The organism is Roseixanthobacter glucoisosaccharinicivorans (genome assembly GCF_043195095.2).
Lineage (GTDB): Bacteria > Pseudomonadota > Alphaproteobacteria > Rhizobiales > Xanthobacteraceae > NCEH01.
This window is the reverse complement of sequence record NZ_CM195538.1, coordinates 2,177,748-2,194,114: the sequence shown is the minus strand read 5'-3', so window position 1 is coordinate 2,194,114 and position 16,367 is coordinate 2,177,748. Positions and strand designations below refer to the sequence as shown.

Sequence of the window (16,367 nt, the reverse complement as noted above, 5' to 3'; positions counted from 1 at the left end):
AGCCAAGCTCAAATAGGTGTCCTGTCCATCGCCGAGGCATTAACTAATGCGATTTCACGCGAAGCCGAGGGCCTTCAACTCAGAGATCGCGGCGCGGACTGGCGTGTAAGCGGATACGGCTTCCATCCCGGCGTAGCGCATGGCGCTCGCCTCCGCGTCCGACATGGAAAACATGCGCCGCAGAGCCGAGTCGATGGATTTGGGATCGGTGCAGTCCGCCAGGAAGGCATTGACCCCGTCCTCAATGAAGTCCGACGCGCCGCCGAGCTTTGGCGCCAGGGCGATGCAGCCGCAGGCCATGGATTCGGCTGCGGTGCGGCCAAACGCTTGATAGTCGGAGAGATCGACGAAGAAGTCGGCATTGCGCAGGAGTGCGGCCACCTCAGTCTGCTTGAGTTTGCCGACCAATTGAACGCCCTCGGGCATCTGCATGCCGGCCTTCGCGAGATCCTCCTCGTCGACCCCAAAGGCGAACACATCGGCCGGTCCATATGTACCGCTCACGACGCGCTCCATCAGCGCGATCGTCTTACGCGGCGCACGACGTGGCGTGTCCGGCCGCACCATTGCGCAAAGCACGCGCTTCTCGCGCGCGTCGCGGCGGGCCGGGCGGTAGATGGTGTGATCGATGCTGGGGACCACGCGCTGGACATTGTGTCCATGCGTCGCCTGAACGATATCGCACAGCCAGTGTGTCTTTGCGAAATAGGTGCAATTGGGCAGCACCGAAAAGCTCGCTACCGCTATACTGTGGTCGATGGTTGAGGCGTCATAAAACAGCGGCTCGTAGTCTTGGACATAATAGGCTGTACGAAAGCTCGCTTTAGTCTCGGAAATAGCTTCCGCAATGGAATGGGCGGAGGTGTTGGTGGTGGCGACCACCACATCAGCGCTGGCCGCCACGCGCCCGAGATCGCGCGGGCCGTTGAACACCGACACCCCCGTCGATACCCAGCCGTACCGGTCATAGGTTTGCATGAAGGAGTCGATGTTCTGCTGGTTGACCAGAACCGTCGCATCAACCCCCAGGTCGCGCAATGCGGAGACTTCCTGCATGACCGAATGGGCACCGCCGCTACCGCCGCGGACAGGCAAGACAAAGGCAATCTTCGGCATCAGACCGACAGCTCCGATTCGAGTCTGCTCAATTTCGACCGCAACCGACTCATGACGGGATTGGACTGCATCAGGCGTTCGAGGGCTGCGATGTTCACCCCCGCATGTTTGTTTCTCAGCTCAAATCCGCCTGCACGAGTCAACTTCGATCGTGTGGCGGAGCCGAAACTCACGCTTTTCTCATGGTAGACAAAACAATTGTCTGCAACAATAAGCTTGAACCCCGCCAGCCCGGCCCGCAGACACATATCTGTCTCCTCGCCATAGCCAAGCGGGAAAGCCTCTTCGTCAAAATAACCGCATGCGTCAAACACTGCGCGCGAAATGAGCGTACAAAATCCATTAAGCACGGGAAATTCGGGATAGAGGCACTCGGAAGTTGCTTCAAGCTTCGCTTGCACCTGGTCGATCAACTCTGGATCGATGAAATCGTTCTGTGACCAGGTGCCATCAGCATTTTTGGCCTGGGGGATTGATTGCCAGGTGGCCGCATTCGATAGCGCGCCTACGAGTCCGGCGCCCGGCACCTGAGCGGCCGCCTGATGCAGGCGGCGCAGCCAGCCTTTTGAGACCACCGTGTCGCTGTTCAGGATTACGACCCACTCGGTACTGGTTAGTTTGATCGCTTCGTTGATCGATTTGGTGTACCCGCGATTGATCGTACGGCGATGGATCGTGAACCGGTCGTCCTGCGCTGCGATTTCTTCCATCAGCAAGGATGTATGTTCGCGACTACCGTCATCAACGATCCAAACGTGAAACGGTGTGTCGGTTGCGCTCTGAAGCGATTTCAGGCAGCGAACTACAATTTCGTCACCATTATAAACCGGCAGGATGATCTCGGTCAGGGGAATGTCCTTCAAGGGCGGCGGAGAAACCGCCGGCCGCGGTTCCGGCGGCGGCACCATCATCACCTTCCGACCCAGTGCCTCGTTGGTCAGCTTGGTCAACCGACTGCAGGCTTCAAACGCGCCAAGCAGGCGCTCGTCCTCAAAATAGTCCCCAATCGCCACGGGTTGAGCTGGCGCCACGGGACATATGACGAGACCAAAGCAGGGGCGCGAGATCACCGTGAGGATCAATTCGCCCGCGGCCGCGAGGGAGCGTTCCTCAGGGGCTAGCGTCATCTGCACATCGGTGCTCGAAAACAGCCGCATCGCTCGGCTGCGGCGCAGACGTCTTAAATTCTCGAACTTCTGTCCGTTCCAACGGCTCAGGAAGATTTCTATGTGACACTGGGTGAGATTTGAGGTGGCGCGGCTAAGGCGAGCCCAAAGCGTGAAACGGAAATCGTCGCCGATCTCGGCGGCGCAGGTCGGTAGACGCAGATGGATAGCCCATGGCACTTCGTTGTCTGCGAGCGCCTGTATGCCCCAGCTAACTCCAGCGCCTGTTGGCGCGTCCATGCGCATATAACGCGGGCCCGCGGCTTCCGAGGCCGCGGTAATCCACAGACCGTCGGCAACATGATTGAACCATTTGTGCAGCGTGCCTGAAATTCCCGCGACCCAATAAAACGGCTCTTCGCCCCAGGTGGTGGTGTCTTGAAGGACCGGGAGGCTCAGGGGCAGGATCGCGGGTCCCTCGAGCGGTTGGCCGCTGACGAGATCGATAATGCGAATGGGCTCTGCCTTGACGCGTAGAAGATCTGGAATTTCCCAACGAAAACCGCGTGCGCTGTCAGGCGCATCCGCCGGCGGTGCTTCCTGCGCATCCAGAAGGTTCACGACGGTATCGCCGCACACCACCGCAAGCACCGCTTCGTCCGGGGCGTCCGCACTTGGAATGACCCAGCCGGCCAACTGCCTGTCCTCGGGGAGGAATTGATACATTCCCCTGCCGATGCCACCGAACGGTATCACTCAACGATCTCCCCGAGCGCCGTGACCGGCATCTCGTTCTCGCCGCCGTTTGTGTCTTGCAGCTCCGTATGCCTCATGAGTCTGACCATCTCGAACGCGTCAAGCCGGGGCCCTTCGGGTCCCTCCATGAGGTCTATTTTGCGCGATACGATCTTTAACATAGGGCGTGGGGCCCGCAAAACTGCTGTGCAATTCGCGGCAACGCGCAGCACGAGCCAAGCGTCGCCAGATTTAAGCGAAGCAAGTTCAGTGCCGCTCAATATGCAATCGAACGATTTTAGCTTCGCGCGCTTTGTTGCCTCGAGCGATAATAACAAACGCCGAGTCTCCGGCCGGCCAGGGACTCTCAGCACAAGCAGGATGTCAATCGGAGCGGCTTGCCCGATGCTGCGCACTTCCGCGGACAGTTTAATACCGTCGGCCAGATTCTCCGCGGCATCGGCCCTCATCCGGAAAGCGAGTTCCGCGGGCGTACGATCAGCGGTGACCCGAAGCCCGTAATGGGGCAGGTTGCCGGCCCGGAACTCCTGCGGCTCCATGACCAGGAAATGGACGGCGCCGCGCCGGTCGGCCGGCCCGAGCAGAACACCCGTCGTGATTTCAGTTGGTGCGGACACTCGGCCTTCTGCGGGGCCGTCCCATGTCTTCAAAGTTGGGTTTTCAATGATTTCCAAGGGGACCGGAGGGTCTCGGAAGGCCTGCTGTGCACTCAGTTTCTGTAGCTGGGTTGCGGCTTTCTTGTCGCCCGGCTTGATCTTCTCCAATTGCTTAAAATGCCTCATCGCAAGTGGTGCGGATCCAATTGCCAAATAGGCTTCTGCGAGCAATTGGTGAGCATCCGCATCGTCCGGATTCAGGGCCACCGCGGTCCTGGCAGGAGAGAGCATCTCCACGTATCGCTCCAACCGTTGGAACGACCGACCCGACTTGATCAGGCTCTCGCGATAAGCGGAATCGGTGGGCTTCACTTGCCGCCAAAAATCGAGTGCTTCCTCGTAATTGCCTTCTGTATAGGCAAGGCGACCCAGAATGACGACGGCGCGTGCATGAGAAGGGTGCAGTTCGAAAGCCTGTCGGGCCAGCTGCCGCGCTTTTTCCGTATCGCCTTGGCCCGCCGCTATCCGGGCGCGCACCCAAAGCGCATCCACATTGTCCGGGGACAGGCGCAGCGCCTCGTCCAAATTCTTGATCGCCGAGCGCTGGTCTCCATCGCGCTCCGCCTGACGCCCCAGGTCCACCAGAGATTTCAGGACCTGGTTGGTTGGCAACTGTACGCTGCCCAGCAGATATCCGTCTGTGGTGACAACCTTGAGGAAATCGTCGTCCGGGAATTGCCAGACGGAGCCAGGAATCGGAATCTCGAAACCATGTGCGCCGTCGCCGACTCCGGCAGCGAGCAAGTCCCGCCTGGGTCTGTCAGCCACTGCCGTTCCGACGACCGCGCCTTTCCAGAGCGCCTCAACAGCGATCCGCAAATCGGGTTCGGACGGGCACCAGATCCAACCCCGGCAGCGCCCCCGCCTTAGATTTTCTACTCTCCCATCCAGCACATGCGCGCGCTGCGCCAGAGTGATCTCACGCCGGTCCAGTTCAACGTCTAGACCTTGCTCGTTGGTCGTCCGGAGCGAAACCCACCGGGTCGAATTGTTGAAAAGCCGGAGCGGGACGACAAATCGAACCCCATGCGCACCGTCTCCGATGCCGCTGGATCGCAGATCCTGCCGGGGCGCATCTGCGATTAGGGTTTCGGATGCGGTATCATCAATGACCAGCCGCACAGGCACGCGAAACTCTGGACGGTCCGGATCCCACGCCCAGGCCCGCAGCACCTCTCCACTCATTCCGTCGATACGGCCCCGCATGAAACCCTCGTTCCGCTTCTGGTCGGATCATTTTACGCGCGCCGAATTGATCCACCAAATCCAGAGCGTCAGGTCATTTCCCAAAGATACGCGGGCTTTCCAGCCTCCACCTGATAAAGCGCACGGCGGAAGCGTGAAAGGTCCTTTCGCCCGATGATCACCCGCAGTGTCTTGGGTGTCGTCTTCTCCACGTCGCTGTTCGATCTCGGGTCCAGGACCCCTGGGAGATTCGTGGTTTCCGTCTGACCTTGGACGAAAATTCCTATTCCGGATAAAGTGAGTGCTTCACGGTGCAAGAAGAAAAAACTCAAATAATCTGAAATTGTTGGCTTCAAAAGTATTTTTTTATCAAAATGTTCGGGAATATAAATACCCTTCAACGCAAGCTGCGTGTCTTTGTCGTAGTATGGATGTTGAATTAAAGAAAAATGTGTGGACGCGCGTATAATATTAACGAGAGCTGCGCGGAAATCTGGAAATCCAGGCATCTCTTGAAGAAGGTTTATCGCAAACGATCCCGAAGCGACGTTTCTTTGCTGAAAGCTCAAAACATCGTGTCGCTCTGCTTGGATCCCGAGGGTCTGGCACTTAACGACGGCCTCTTCTGACTTGTCTATCGCGAATCCAGATCCCTGAACGCAGGATGCTGCAAAATTATAAGATCCGCCATTTCCGCAGCCGAAATCAATAAATTCAAATCTATTTGCCATTGTTCCCCACCATTATCCATCCACGATTTCTATTTACTGTGCTCAATAGAGAAATCAAGTATGTAAATTGATGATTTGCCAACATTCGCGATGTGCCGCATAGCATATGTTGTACAATGTCCGGTGGGGCGCATTCTCCATGATCAATAAATCTTCGGGGCGGTGGAGCGACAAAATGGGTGCGTCTTCATGCCAGTGCTCGCGTCAGATGTTGTCCGGTGCGAGCGCGAAGCAGAACTTTAACGGGATGCATCTTGCGCTGCAACATGGATCCCTATCGAGAATTCAGATTCGCAACCGTGCCTGTGCAATGATCGCCAATTCATCGAGAAAGGCTATTTGCGGCTGAGCTTTGCTTTAGCTCGCTGACCGCGATCCGAGGACCACGGGAGTATCCTGCCATGCTGGCCGGCCTACGCTGTCGTAGGTGAAGCCGAGCTCGGCCATTTCGTCGGGACGGTAGATGTTGCGCAGATCCACCAGCACAGGCTGCGTCATGAGCGTCTTCAGCTTTGCAAAATCAAGCGCCCGGAACGCATCCCATTCCGTCACGATCACAATCGCGTCCGCCCCTTCCGCAATCTCATAGGGGCCGGTGCCGTAGGCCACGCCCGCGGGAAGTACCTTCTTGGCTTCCTCCATCCCCTCCGGGTCATAGGCCCGCACCTTCACGCCCCGGTCCAGAAGCGTGTTCACGATCGCGATCGCAGGGCTGTCGCGCATGTCGTCCGTGTTCGGCTTGAACGTCAGACCAAGCACCGCCACCGTCTTCCCGCGCGGATCGGACCCCAGCGCCCGGATCACCTTCTTGCCCACCGCAAGCTTGCGCACGTCATTCACCGCAACCACCGTCTCGATGATCCGCAGCGGCGTGCCCGCCTGCTGCGCCGTGCGCGTCAGCGCCAGCGTATCCTTCGGAAAGCACGATCCGCCATAGCCCGGGCCCGCATGCAGGAACTTGCCCCCGATGCGATTATCAAGCCCGATCCCGCGCGCCACTTCCTGAACGTTCGCCCCGACCTCCTCGCACAGGTCCGCGATCTCGTTGATGAAGGTGATCTTCATCGCCAAAAACGCGTTCCCGGCATATTTGATCAGTTCCGACGTGCGCCGGCTGGTGAACAGAAGCGGCAGGTTGTTCAGCGACAAAGGACGATACACCTGCGCCATCACCTCGCGCGCGCGCGGCTCCTCGCTGCCCACCACGACCCGGTCCGGACGCTTGAAATCCTCGATCGCCGCCCCCTCGCGCAAAAACTCCGGGTTCGACACGACCGAGATATCCGCATCCGGGCGCGTCTCCCGGATCACCCGCTCCACCTCGTCGCCCGTGCCCACCGGAACCGTCGACTTGGTCACCACAACCGTATAGCCGTCCGCGGCCGCCGCGATCTCGCGCGCCGCCGCATACACATAGGACAGGTCCGCATGCCCGTCGCCGCGCCGCGAAGGCGTGCCCACCGCGATGAACACCGCGTGCGCCTCCTTCACCGCCTCCGTCAGGTCGGTCGCGAAATCCAGCCGGCCCGCCGCAACATTGCGGTGCACAAGCTCGTCCAGCCCAGGCTCGAAAATCGGGATCTCGCCCTTTTCAAGCATCGCGATCTTCTTGGCATCCTTGTCGATGCACGTCACACGATGGCCAAAGTCCGCAAAACAGGCCCCAGACACAAGCCCAACGTACCCCGTCCCAATCATCGCAATGCGCATGTCTGTCCCCAGCCACCGAGATCAACCACAGGTAACGCGCTCAGACGAACTCTAGCTGTTTCTAATTTCGTTTCGCGCCCAAGTGATAAGCTAGAACGCCTAGCGGATGCCTTGCTGGCAACCAATTGCCCCACGTTCAGCTAGCCGCGGATCACCTCCAGCGCAACCTTGGCCTTGAACGCGGCCTAATATCGTCACCTCTTCCCATCATCGGGCGGTTCCTTCCATCACGGCGAACCAAGCCTCGCATGCGGTCCGGCGTGCGACTCTCCGCACCTCACCCCACCCCCGCCCTCAGAAGGTCGTGCATGTGCAGGAGGCCGACCGGCTTTGCGCCCTCGCTGATGACGAGAACCGTGATGCGCCGCTCGTTCATGAGGGCAACGCATTCGCTCGCGAGCGTGGAGGGGGGCACGCTGACCGGCGATCTGGTCATGAACGTGCTGACAAGGCCGGCTAGATCGCCTTCGCTCACTGCGCGACGGATATCGCCGTCGGTCACGATCCCCCTAAGGCCGCCGTCTTCCGCGGTAACGAGCACGCAGCCGAGGCGGCCCGCGCTCATCGCCAGCAGGACCTCGGGAACCGGGGTATCCGGCGTCACCACCGGCAAATCAGGGCCGGAATGCATGAGATCGGTGGCGCGGATCAGGATCGTCCCGAGTTTCCCGCCAGGGTGGAACACCTTGAACTGCTCCGGCGAAAAGCCGCGCTGCTCCAGCAGCGTCACGGCCAGCGCGTCGCCCATGACGAGTTGAAGGGTGGTGGAGGTGGTCGGCGCCAGCTTGTTTGGGCAGGCCTCCTCCGCGGAGGGAAGAATGAGCGCGACGTCGCTTGCGCGCGCCATCGTGCTGTCCTGCCTCGAGGTCAGGGCGATCATGGGGATGGAAAAGCGCTTGCCATATTCGATGACAGGCCGGAATTCCGCGGTTTCGCCCGACCACGAGACGAGGATCAGCACGTCGTCCTTCGTCACCATGCCAAGGTCGCCGTGGCTCGCTTCCGCCGGGTGCATGAAAAAGGCCGGAGTGCCCGTCGAAGCCATGGTGGCGGCAATCTTGCGGGCGATATGGCCGCTCTTGCCCATGCCGCTGACGACCACGCGGCCGCGCGAGGCCAAAATCAGGTCGACCGCTTTCTCGAACGCGGCGCCGAGCGGTCCCAGCAGCATCGCCCCCAATTGCGCGAGGCCGCGTGCTTCCAGTTCGACGGCCCGCACTGCGGACGCCAAAGTGGCGTTTATCCTCTGAGGCGCGGTCGTGGCAGATAAACGCAAGGTCTTCGTCTCTTTGTCATTGCCCGCGCCGAGCAGGGCGCTTTCTTTGCACCAGCGTCGAGCGGGCGGCCGCAGGCGGACGCGAAAAGGACGCGCGTGCTGACACCGGGCGGGGCTTTGTGGCTTGAACGCGGTCGGAACGCGCAGCCTGTCAACCCTTGTGCCGCCGCACGCACAACTTCAGCGAATGCACCGGGAACCCAGGTTCAAAAACAGCCTGAGCCTTTCGCGGGTCCATGTGGTTTTTATGGCAGCAGTTTGCACTGCAATCAAGGCGGGCGCTTACGCGTCCGCGTCACCGGCGCAAGCCGGAAGCTCGTTCCCGCATCGCGGAGCGGTGCTGCTGGTCGCCAGGCCCGGCTGAACATGACATCCCCATGACTGACCTGCCGCAATCACATCTCCGGCGCCCCATGCTTTGGTCCCGGGCGATCGACGAGGGTGGCAGTCATGAAAACCGAAATCATCGAGCGCCTGGGGCAGGGCGATATCCTTCTTCCCGCGCTCATCGCCGAGGGCCTGCGCGCCAATGACCAGGTGAAGGCGCGGCTCAGCGTCCTCCAGGGCGCAGGGCGGCATGCCCGCAATCCGCAGGCCGCGCCGTTCGATCTGGCGGAAGAATGCCGGGCCGCCGGTCTCGACGCGGCGGCGATGGAAGCTTTGATCGGCGCGGCCGCGTTGTTACCCGAAGGGCAGGTGCGGGCGCCGGGACTCGGCGATCTCGGCCTCGCCATCTGGAATGACGTGGAAACCATGGCGCGTTGCGTGGCCGCCGGCGACACGGCGGAGGGCGATTCCGGCTTGGCCCGGCTGGCGGGGCTCAAGGCGACGCTGCCGCTCGGCGTCGGCGATACCTTGGATCTCGCGCTCATTTCCCAGCTGACCGGCCTGTCGGAGCATGGGGGCGAAAGCCTGCACCGGCTGGTGATGGACCTGCACAAGGCCCTCAATCGCCTGTCCGCCGCGCATGCGGAAGAAGTGATTGCCGGTGCCCATGCCTTTGGATTGCTGCCGGAGGACCGCCCGGCGGTCGAAGCCTTCATGCGGGGGTTGGAGTCGACCCGGGCGCTCAAATTCGATCATCCGGGCCTGTCCACCACCGTGGCGCGCTCAGGCACACGCCTCACCCTTCAGAATGATATCGGCGAGACGGACGCCCATGTGGTGGTGATCTCGGTGGAAGGCGGGGCGGTCACCGTCACCTATACCGACGTGCATCTGGCGCGGGCCAAATTCTTCACCGGCCTGTTGCGCGATTTTCCCGCCCAATGGAGCGGCCTGGAGCGCAAGAGCGGGGAGGCGCTCGGCGATGACGGCGTGTTCTATCTCGTCACCGGCCGTTTTCCCTATGGCGATGCGGCAGCGCGCGATGCCTTTCTGGCAGAGGTCGGCGCCTCGCTCGTGTTCCTGATCGATTGGAACAAGGCGCGCAAGGTGCTGCGCAATTGGGTCACCAAGGCCGATGCGGTGCGGGTGCTCGATTGGGCGGCGCGCAACAGGGTGGGGCAGCGCGGCTTCCTGGAGCTGGGCGGCAGCGAACTCGTGGCGGCCGCCGTCCATCATGCCGCCCCGACGCGTATCGGCTTCGGCGAGCGCCTCGACGCCGCGCTGGGGCGCGATGCCGCCGTGGATTTTCTCAAGACGGTCCTGAAGGTCTCCGCGCAGGCCTTGCTGAACGGCAGTTCGGTGCGGCTTGCTCGCGATCAGATCGAGGCCGACCTGGTGCGCCACATGCAGCGGGTCGAGGCGACCTTGCTGGCGATCGTGGTGCGTCAGGCGGGGCTGGCGCGGGAGATCGCCGTCGCCATCGCGCACGGGATCGCGGAACAGCAGGCCCAGCGCCCGTTTGACCGCGACCGCTTGGCGAACGCGGCACGCCGGATCGAGGAAAAGGCCGACCGCATCGCCCTGGAGGCGCGCAATACCGCCGCCCGGTTCGATGCGGATCCGGCCATCGTGCGCCTCGTGAACAGCATGGAGGAGGCGATCGACGAGCTGGAGCAGGCCGCCTTCGTCGCTTCCCTGGTGCCGGATGGGCTGCCGTCCGCCGTGCTGAAGCCGCTGGCGGAGCTGTGCGCGGCGGCGGTGACGGGGGCGGGGGCCGCGGCGAGCGGCATCATGGCCGCCGCGGATGTGCCGGCGGGGCAGCGCATCGATTCGGAAGATGCCTTGGCCGCCGTGGGCCGCCTGATGGCTGAGGAGCACACCGGCGACGCGGCCGAGCGCGCGGTGACCGCGCTGGTGCTGACCGAGACTTACGATCTGAAGAGCGCGCTCGGCGCGCTCGATCTTGCGCGGACCCTGGAACGCGCAACCGACCGGCTGGCGGCCTTCGGCCATGTTCTGCGCGAGCATGTGCTCGCCGATCTTTCAAAGTGATCAGGAGGGGATGATGCACATCGCTCGCATCGGTGGCGGGTCCACCGCGACACCTTCCGCCGACATCATCGGCGCCAAGGCGGCCAATCTGGCGCGCATGGCGGCTCTGGGTCTGCCGGTTCCGCCCGCCTTCGTGCTGCCGGTGGATCTGTGCGCCGCCATCGTGCGGGGCGAGGACAGTGCCTTGCACAAGCTCAAGGATGGGCTGCGCGAGGGGCTCGCCTTTCTGGAGCAGGCCACGGGCAGAGTGTTCGGCGATCCGCGCCGGCCGCTTCTGGTTTCCGTAAGGTCCGGCGCCGCACGCTCCATGCCGGGCATGCTGGATACGGTGCTGAATGTGGGCTGCACCGCGGAAGCGGTCCGGGGCCTGATCCGCACCAGCGGCAACCCGCGTTTCGCCTGGGATTGCCGGCGGCGGTTCCTGGAGAGCTTCGCCGACGTCGTGCTAAATGCCGATGGCGCGGCGTTCGCCCATGCCCGCGAGACCATCGCGCGCACCGAGGGGGTTTCGAGCGAGGCGGATCTCGACGGCGAGGCGCTGGAGCGGCTGGCGAGCGCGTATGAACAGCTGATCGACGCGGCGGATCTCGATCTGCCCGGCGACCCGCAGGCGCAGGTCGAAGCGGCGGCGCGCGCGGTCTATCGCTCCTGGACCAGCGATCGCGCCACCACCTATCGCCGGCTCCAGCACTTGGAGGATCTGCAGGGCACGGCGGTGACCGTTCAGGCGATGGTCTATGGCAATCGCGGCCTGTCCTCTGGCGCGGGGGTGGCATTTTCCCGCGATCCCTCAAGCGGGGCGGCGGAGCCGGTGATCGACGTGCTGTTCGGCGCACAAGGGGAGGATGTCGTCTCCGGCAGCCGCACCCCGGACAGCGAGGCGGCGATCCTGCGCGCGGCGCCCGAGGCGGCGCGCGACCTGCGCATGCGGCTGGCCCAGTTGGAGCAGGCCTTTCGCGACATTCAGGACGTGGAATTCACCATCGACGAGGGAGTGCTCTGGATTCTCCAGACCCGCGCCGCAAAGCGGACCCCGCGCGCGGCCCTGCGGTTCGCCGTCGATCTGGTGGCCGAGGGCCTCATCTCCCCCGCCGAGGGGCTGGCCCGGCTCGCCGGCGTGGATCTTGCGGCTCTGGTGACGAAGCGCCTGGTGAATGTGAGCGAACCCGTCGCCCGGGGCATCAGCGCTTCCGCCGGTGTCGCCGTGGGGCGGATCGCTTTCGATTCGCAAAATGCCGTGCGCCTCGCGGCCGCCGGCACGCCGGTGGTGCTGGTGCGTCCCGATACCAGCACGAGCGATGTGGCCGGGTTCGCCGCGGCGGACGGCATCGTGACGGCGGTGGGCGGGCGCACCGCCCATGCGGCGCTGGTCGCGCGCCAATTGGGCAAGCCCTGCATCGTCGGGTGCGCGGCGCTGAAGATTGATGCCGCCACCCAGACCGCGATGGTGGGAACAACGCTGGTGCGACAGGGCGACTGGCTGACGCTCGATGCCGATTCCGGCGCCTTGTTCCTCGGGCAGGGCCGGGTGGAGCAGGAGCGGCCGGAGGCCGACCTTGCCGAAATCGAGCGCTGGCGGAGAGAGGCCGAGCCAGTCGCCTGAGTGCAGCATTCCGCGCAAGTCCAAACGTTGGGAGCCGCGGCCCGGGCATGCGGCGGCTCCGCGCAACGAGGAAAGAGGAGGTGCTCCGCTGCGGTCGCAAGCTTCGGGACAGGCCGGTGCGCTTAGGTGCCGGTGGATCATCCCGGATGGGTGACCTTACCAATATGGAGACAACCAACCATGACCACCGTGACTTCCGCCGCCAGCTCGGCCGCTGCCCGCATCGCCCAGCTCAAGCAGACCTCCGCCGCCGCCGTTGCGGCCAAGGCCGCCGCCGCACCCGCCCCGGCGACCGTTCCGGCCGTTCCGGCCAAGGTGACCAGCCCCGACCTGAGCGCCATCAACAGCGCCGCCGCGGCTCTTCAGGCGAACAACGCCGCCCTTGCCGCGACCCCGCTGCCCACCGCGCCGACGCTGCCCGGCAAGGCGTGATCCACCCGCGGGTCCAGCCCTCGAACCTTTGGTAACAGCGTCAGGTTCAGGGCTAACGCGATGAACGAGGACGGCATCCACGGCCTCGTTCATCGACCGTCGCCACGCCAGGCACAGCCACGCCCGGTCGCTGCGCGTCGGCTTCAGCAGCCGTAATAATCCTTGTACCAGGCGACGAAAGCCGCGACGCCCGCAGCCACATCGGTATCCGGACGATATCCGGTCAGCCGTTCCAGCAGATCCACATTGGCATAGGTGTTGGGCACATCCCCCGGCTGCATGGGCATGTAGTTGCGAATGGCCGGACGGCCGACGCAGCGCTCGATTTCCTCGATGAAATCCAGCAGGCGGACCGGACTGCCCTTGCCGATATTAACCACGCGGAAGGGAGCGGCAGGGCTTGTGCCCAGCGAATCGTCGCTCTCGTTCGCGCTCCCGCGGGCGGGCGCGGCGTCGAGCAGCAGCGCCACCGCCTTCACCAGATCGTCCACATAAGTGAAGTCGCGATACATATCGCCGTGGTTATAGACGTCGATGGGCTCGCCGCGCAGCATGCAGCGGGTGAACTTGAACAGGGCCATGTCCGGCCGGCCCCACGGCCCATACACCGTGAAGAAGCGGAAGGCGGTGGTGGGGATGCCCCAAAGATGCGCATAGGAATGGCTCATCACCTCGGTCGCCTTCTTGGTGGCGGCATAGAGGGTGAGGGGGAAATCCGTGCGCTCGTCTTCCACGAACGGCATCAGCGTATTGGCGCCGTACACCGAGCTGGTGGAGGCAAGCATGAAATGCTTCACCGCGTGCACGCGCGCCAGCTCCATCACGTTGAAGGTGCCAACCAGATTGGCCTCCACATAGGAGCGTGGGTTTTCCAGGCTATAGCGAACCCCCGCCTGGGCCGCGAGGTGGATGATCGCTTCCGGCTGGAAAGCTTCGGCGATGGCGTTGAGGGCGAGGCTGTCCTCAAGCATCACCTCATGGGCCGTGAACCCGGCGTTCTGGAGCAGCAGGGCTTCGCGCCGCCGCTTCAGGGAGACATCGTAATAAGGTGTAAGCCCGTCGACGCCGGCGATCTCGTGCCCCGACCGCAGCAGCAGGCGCGCCAGGTGGAAGCCGATAAAGCCGGCCGTGCCGGTAACCAAGATCCGCATGAATGATGTCTCGTCGGGCTGCCGAACGCTGGTCGCACGCTGACGGCGAAGCCATCCGGGCGCGTGGGTGTCTTCACCACATTCGGCCGTGCGATTCCAGTGCAGGGGCGGCACGCGGCCGGAAATGGCGAATCCCCGCTCGCGACGAAGGGGCGATTCCCGACACGATTCGACGCCGCTAGCGGTGGTGCGGGTCAAGCGCTGCCCCTTGGAGAGGCGGTGCCCGATTTTGTGGCGACGGCCGGATTTTCGTCAGCCGGCGACGCAGAGCTTCAACGCTGGCCACGATTTGTCGGCATATGTACGGTACTATGGTAGCTAAAATAAGGCGTGTTAATCCTGCAACACTGCCCGGAAATCCAGTGTCCAAGGCCCTTTCCGAGCGATACAGGCGTTGATCCCGGATGGGCCTTTTGTATGGTTGCTTTGCGACGAAGGGGGGCAGTCCCCGGTCGCCCTTCCTGTGTTTGTGGCTTCGGCCCGGGCGTGGTGGGGAATCGGGGCAAGAACCCTCTCGGGGTGCAGTGGCACCGACGAAGCGGCGCTAGCTCCCTCGGAACGAAACTTGGAGGTCACACGATGAAGATGGTGAAGAGCCTTCTCCTCGGCAGCGCGGCGGGTCTCGTCGCGGTCGCTGGAGCGAACGCCGCCGATCTGCCTGTTAAGGCGAAGGCCGTTGAGTATGTGAAGGTCTGCTCCGCTTACGGCGCCGGCTACTATTATGTTCCGGGCACCGACACCTGCCTGAAGATCGGCGGCTATGCGCGCGCCGACTACTACGTGAACGGCGTTGGCACGTTCAACCCGGCGATCTCCTCCGTTTCGGGTGGCGCTTTCAGCAACCCCGGCACCGGCACCGCCGCTTATCCCTTCCAGACCGATCGTAGCCCGAACTACACGACCCGCGTTCGTGGCACGTTCGACTTCGACGCCCGCACCGCGACCGACTACGGTGTCCTGCGTTCGTATGTCCGCGGCGGCATCGAGTGGAACTCCTGGGGCGCTTCGGGCTCCTCGGCCACCCCGTCCAACGGCGGCAACAACCTCTACTTCGAGCGCGTGTTCATCCAGTTCGCTGGCTTCACGTTCGGTTACACCCAGTCGTTCTTCGACACGGGTATCGACTACATGCTGACGACCCCGTATGCGGGTTCGAACCAGTGGAACACCGTGATCGCCTACACGGCGCAGTTCGGCAACGGCTTCTCCGCCAGCTTGGCGTTGGAAGATGCGGCCAACCGTATCACCGGCGTTCAGGGCACCCCCACCGGTCTCCTGGCCACCTCGACCGGCACGATCGGCGCGCTCGGCGGCTACACCAACTACCAGGGTGGCACGCAGGCTCCTGACATCGTCGCCAACCTGCGCGTCGACCAGGCTTGGGGTTCGGCTCAGCTGTCCGGTGCCCTGCACCAGATCGTTGCCCTCACCCCCGTCACCTCGGCCGCTTACCCGACCGGCGTGACCTACCTCGGCCAGAGCACCGACACGACCTGGGGTTGGGCGATCGGTGGTTCGGTGGAGCTCAAGCTCCCCGTCATCTCCCCCGGCGACAGCCTGTACATCCAGGCCAACTATGCTGACGGCGCTCTGAGCTACCTCGGTCTCTCGGGCACCACCCAGGGCCGCGCCACCAGCCTCGGCTCCACCGACATCAACACCTTCGGCACGTTCACGTCCTACAATGGCGCGTTCTACCCGCTGGCCGATGCCGTGTGGAACGGTTCGACCCTCAGCTACGACACCGAGTCCGGCTGGGCCCTCCAGGGTCAGTATCGCCACTACTGGATGCCGAACCTGCGTTCGGCCGTGTATGCCGGTTACGTGGACGTCTCCGTGCCGCAGAACACCGTTGGCGCTGCCGACGTGAAGATGTGGCAGGTCGGCCTCAACACCATCTGGTCGCCGGTCAAGAACCTCGACCTCGGTGTGGAAGTCCTCTACTCGAAGGTTGAAGGCGGCAACAACACGCTCGCCAACAACGTGTCGTACTTCCCGACTGCCGTTGGCACGCTGTCTTCGGTCACCTCCGGCGTTGGTGGTTCCACCGACGTGTGGTCGGGTGGTCTCCGCGCCCAGCGCAACTTCTGATCGACACTTCGTCGGTTTGAGATCGGCCCCGGTGGTTTCCACCGGGGCCTTTTTGTTTTTGGCCCTGCGGACGGCCACCTGCTTTGCAGGCCCGATATCTCCCGCCGCAGTGACCCGCCATCCTCGCGCGATGGTGTTGGAATAGCGCTGGTCACCCGAGCCAGCGAAGGCGCGC

Annotated in this window: 11 protein-coding genes; 4 read left to right on the top strand and 7 right to left on the bottom strand. The window is 63.2% G+C overall.

Annotated features, from left to right (window positions below):
• Positions 1-54: 54 nt before the first annotated feature.
• The 6 genes from V5F78_RS09880 to V5F78_RS09855 all read right to left on the bottom strand — a co-directional run bounded on the left by V5F78_RS09880 (position 55) and on the right by V5F78_RS09855 (position 8,491).
• Positions 55-1,116: a glycosyltransferase family 4 protein gene (locus V5F78_RS09880; RefSeq protein WP_394072703.1), complete on the bottom strand. Its 1,062-nt coding sequence runs from the start codon at positions 1,114-1,116 to the stop codon at positions 55-57.
• Positions 1,116-2,978: a glycosyltransferase family 2 protein gene (locus tag V5F78_RS09875; protein WP_394072701.1), complete on the bottom strand. Its 1,863-nt coding sequence runs from the start codon at positions 2,976-2,978 to the stop codon at positions 1,116-1,118. Before V5F78_RS09875 ends, V5F78_RS09880 begins: the two co-directional genes overlap by 1 nt.
• The gene (locus V5F78_RS09870) at positions 2,975-4,840 is read right to left on the bottom strand and encodes a tetratricopeptide repeat protein (RefSeq protein WP_394072699.1); all 1,866 of its coding nucleotides are present in this window, start codon (positions 4,838-4,840) and stop codon (positions 2,975-2,977) included. The genes V5F78_RS09875 and V5F78_RS09870 overlap by 4 nt, the downstream gene beginning before the upstream one ends.
• Before the next feature lie 68 nt (positions 4,841-4,908).
• Positions 4,909-5,550, bottom strand: a complete 642-nt coding sequence (locus V5F78_RS09865; RefSeq protein ID WP_394072697.1) for a class I SAM-dependent methyltransferase — start codon at positions 5,548-5,550, stop codon at positions 4,909-4,911.
• A 357-nt stretch (positions 5,551-5,907) separates the two neighbouring features.
• Positions 5,908-7,260, bottom strand: coding sequence for a nucleotide sugar dehydrogenase (locus V5F78_RS09860; RefSeq protein ID WP_509276749.1), 1,353 nt, complete (start codon positions 7,258-7,260; stop codon positions 5,908-5,910).
• 277 nt (positions 7,261-7,537) lie between these two features.
• Positions 7,538-8,491 (bottom strand): KpsF/GutQ family sugar-phosphate isomerase, encoded by a 954-nt coding sequence (locus V5F78_RS09855; protein WP_394071636.1) that lies wholly within the window; start codon positions 8,489-8,491, stop codon positions 7,538-7,540.
• Between the two features lie 495 nt (positions 8,492-8,986).
• Here V5F78_RS09855 and V5F78_RS09850 point away from each other — a divergent pair, with 495 nt between their 5' ends.
• The 3 genes from V5F78_RS09850 to V5F78_RS09840 all read left to right on the top strand — a co-directional run bounded on the left by V5F78_RS09850 (position 8,987) and on the right by V5F78_RS09840 (position 12,950).
• Positions 8,987-10,915 carry a hypothetical protein gene (locus tag V5F78_RS09850; RefSeq protein WP_394071637.1) on the top strand — a complete coding sequence of 643 codons (1,929 nt, stop codon included), beginning with the start codon at positions 8,987-8,989 and terminating at the stop codon, positions 10,913-10,915.
• Positions 10,916-10,928: 13 nt separating this feature from the next.
• Positions 10,929-12,518, top strand: a complete 1,590-nt coding sequence (locus V5F78_RS09845) for a PEP/pyruvate-binding domain-containing protein (RefSeq protein WP_394071638.1) — start codon at positions 10,929-10,931, stop codon at positions 12,516-12,518.
• 180 nt (positions 12,519-12,698) lie between these two features.
• A complete protein-coding gene (locus V5F78_RS09840) occupies positions 12,699-12,950 on the top strand; it encodes a hypothetical protein (RefSeq protein ID WP_394071639.1) in 252 nt (83 codons plus the stop codon).
• A gap of 143 nt (positions 12,951-13,093) precedes the next feature.
• Here V5F78_RS09840 and V5F78_RS09835 read toward each other — a convergent pair whose 3' ends face one another.
• Complete coding sequence (locus tag V5F78_RS09835) at positions 13,094-14,101, bottom strand: NAD-dependent epimerase/dehydratase family protein (RefSeq protein WP_394071640.1); 1,008 nt, start codon at positions 14,099-14,101, stop codon at positions 13,094-13,096.
• 579 nt (positions 14,102-14,680) lie between these two features.
• On the opposite strand from V5F78_RS09835, the gene V5F78_RS09830 reads away from it, so the two are divergent.
• Entirely contained in the window at positions 14,681-16,192 is a 1,512-nt protein-coding gene (locus V5F78_RS09830) for a porin (protein WP_394071641.1), read from the top strand.
• The last annotated feature ends 175 nt before the right edge of the window (positions 16,193-16,367 follow it).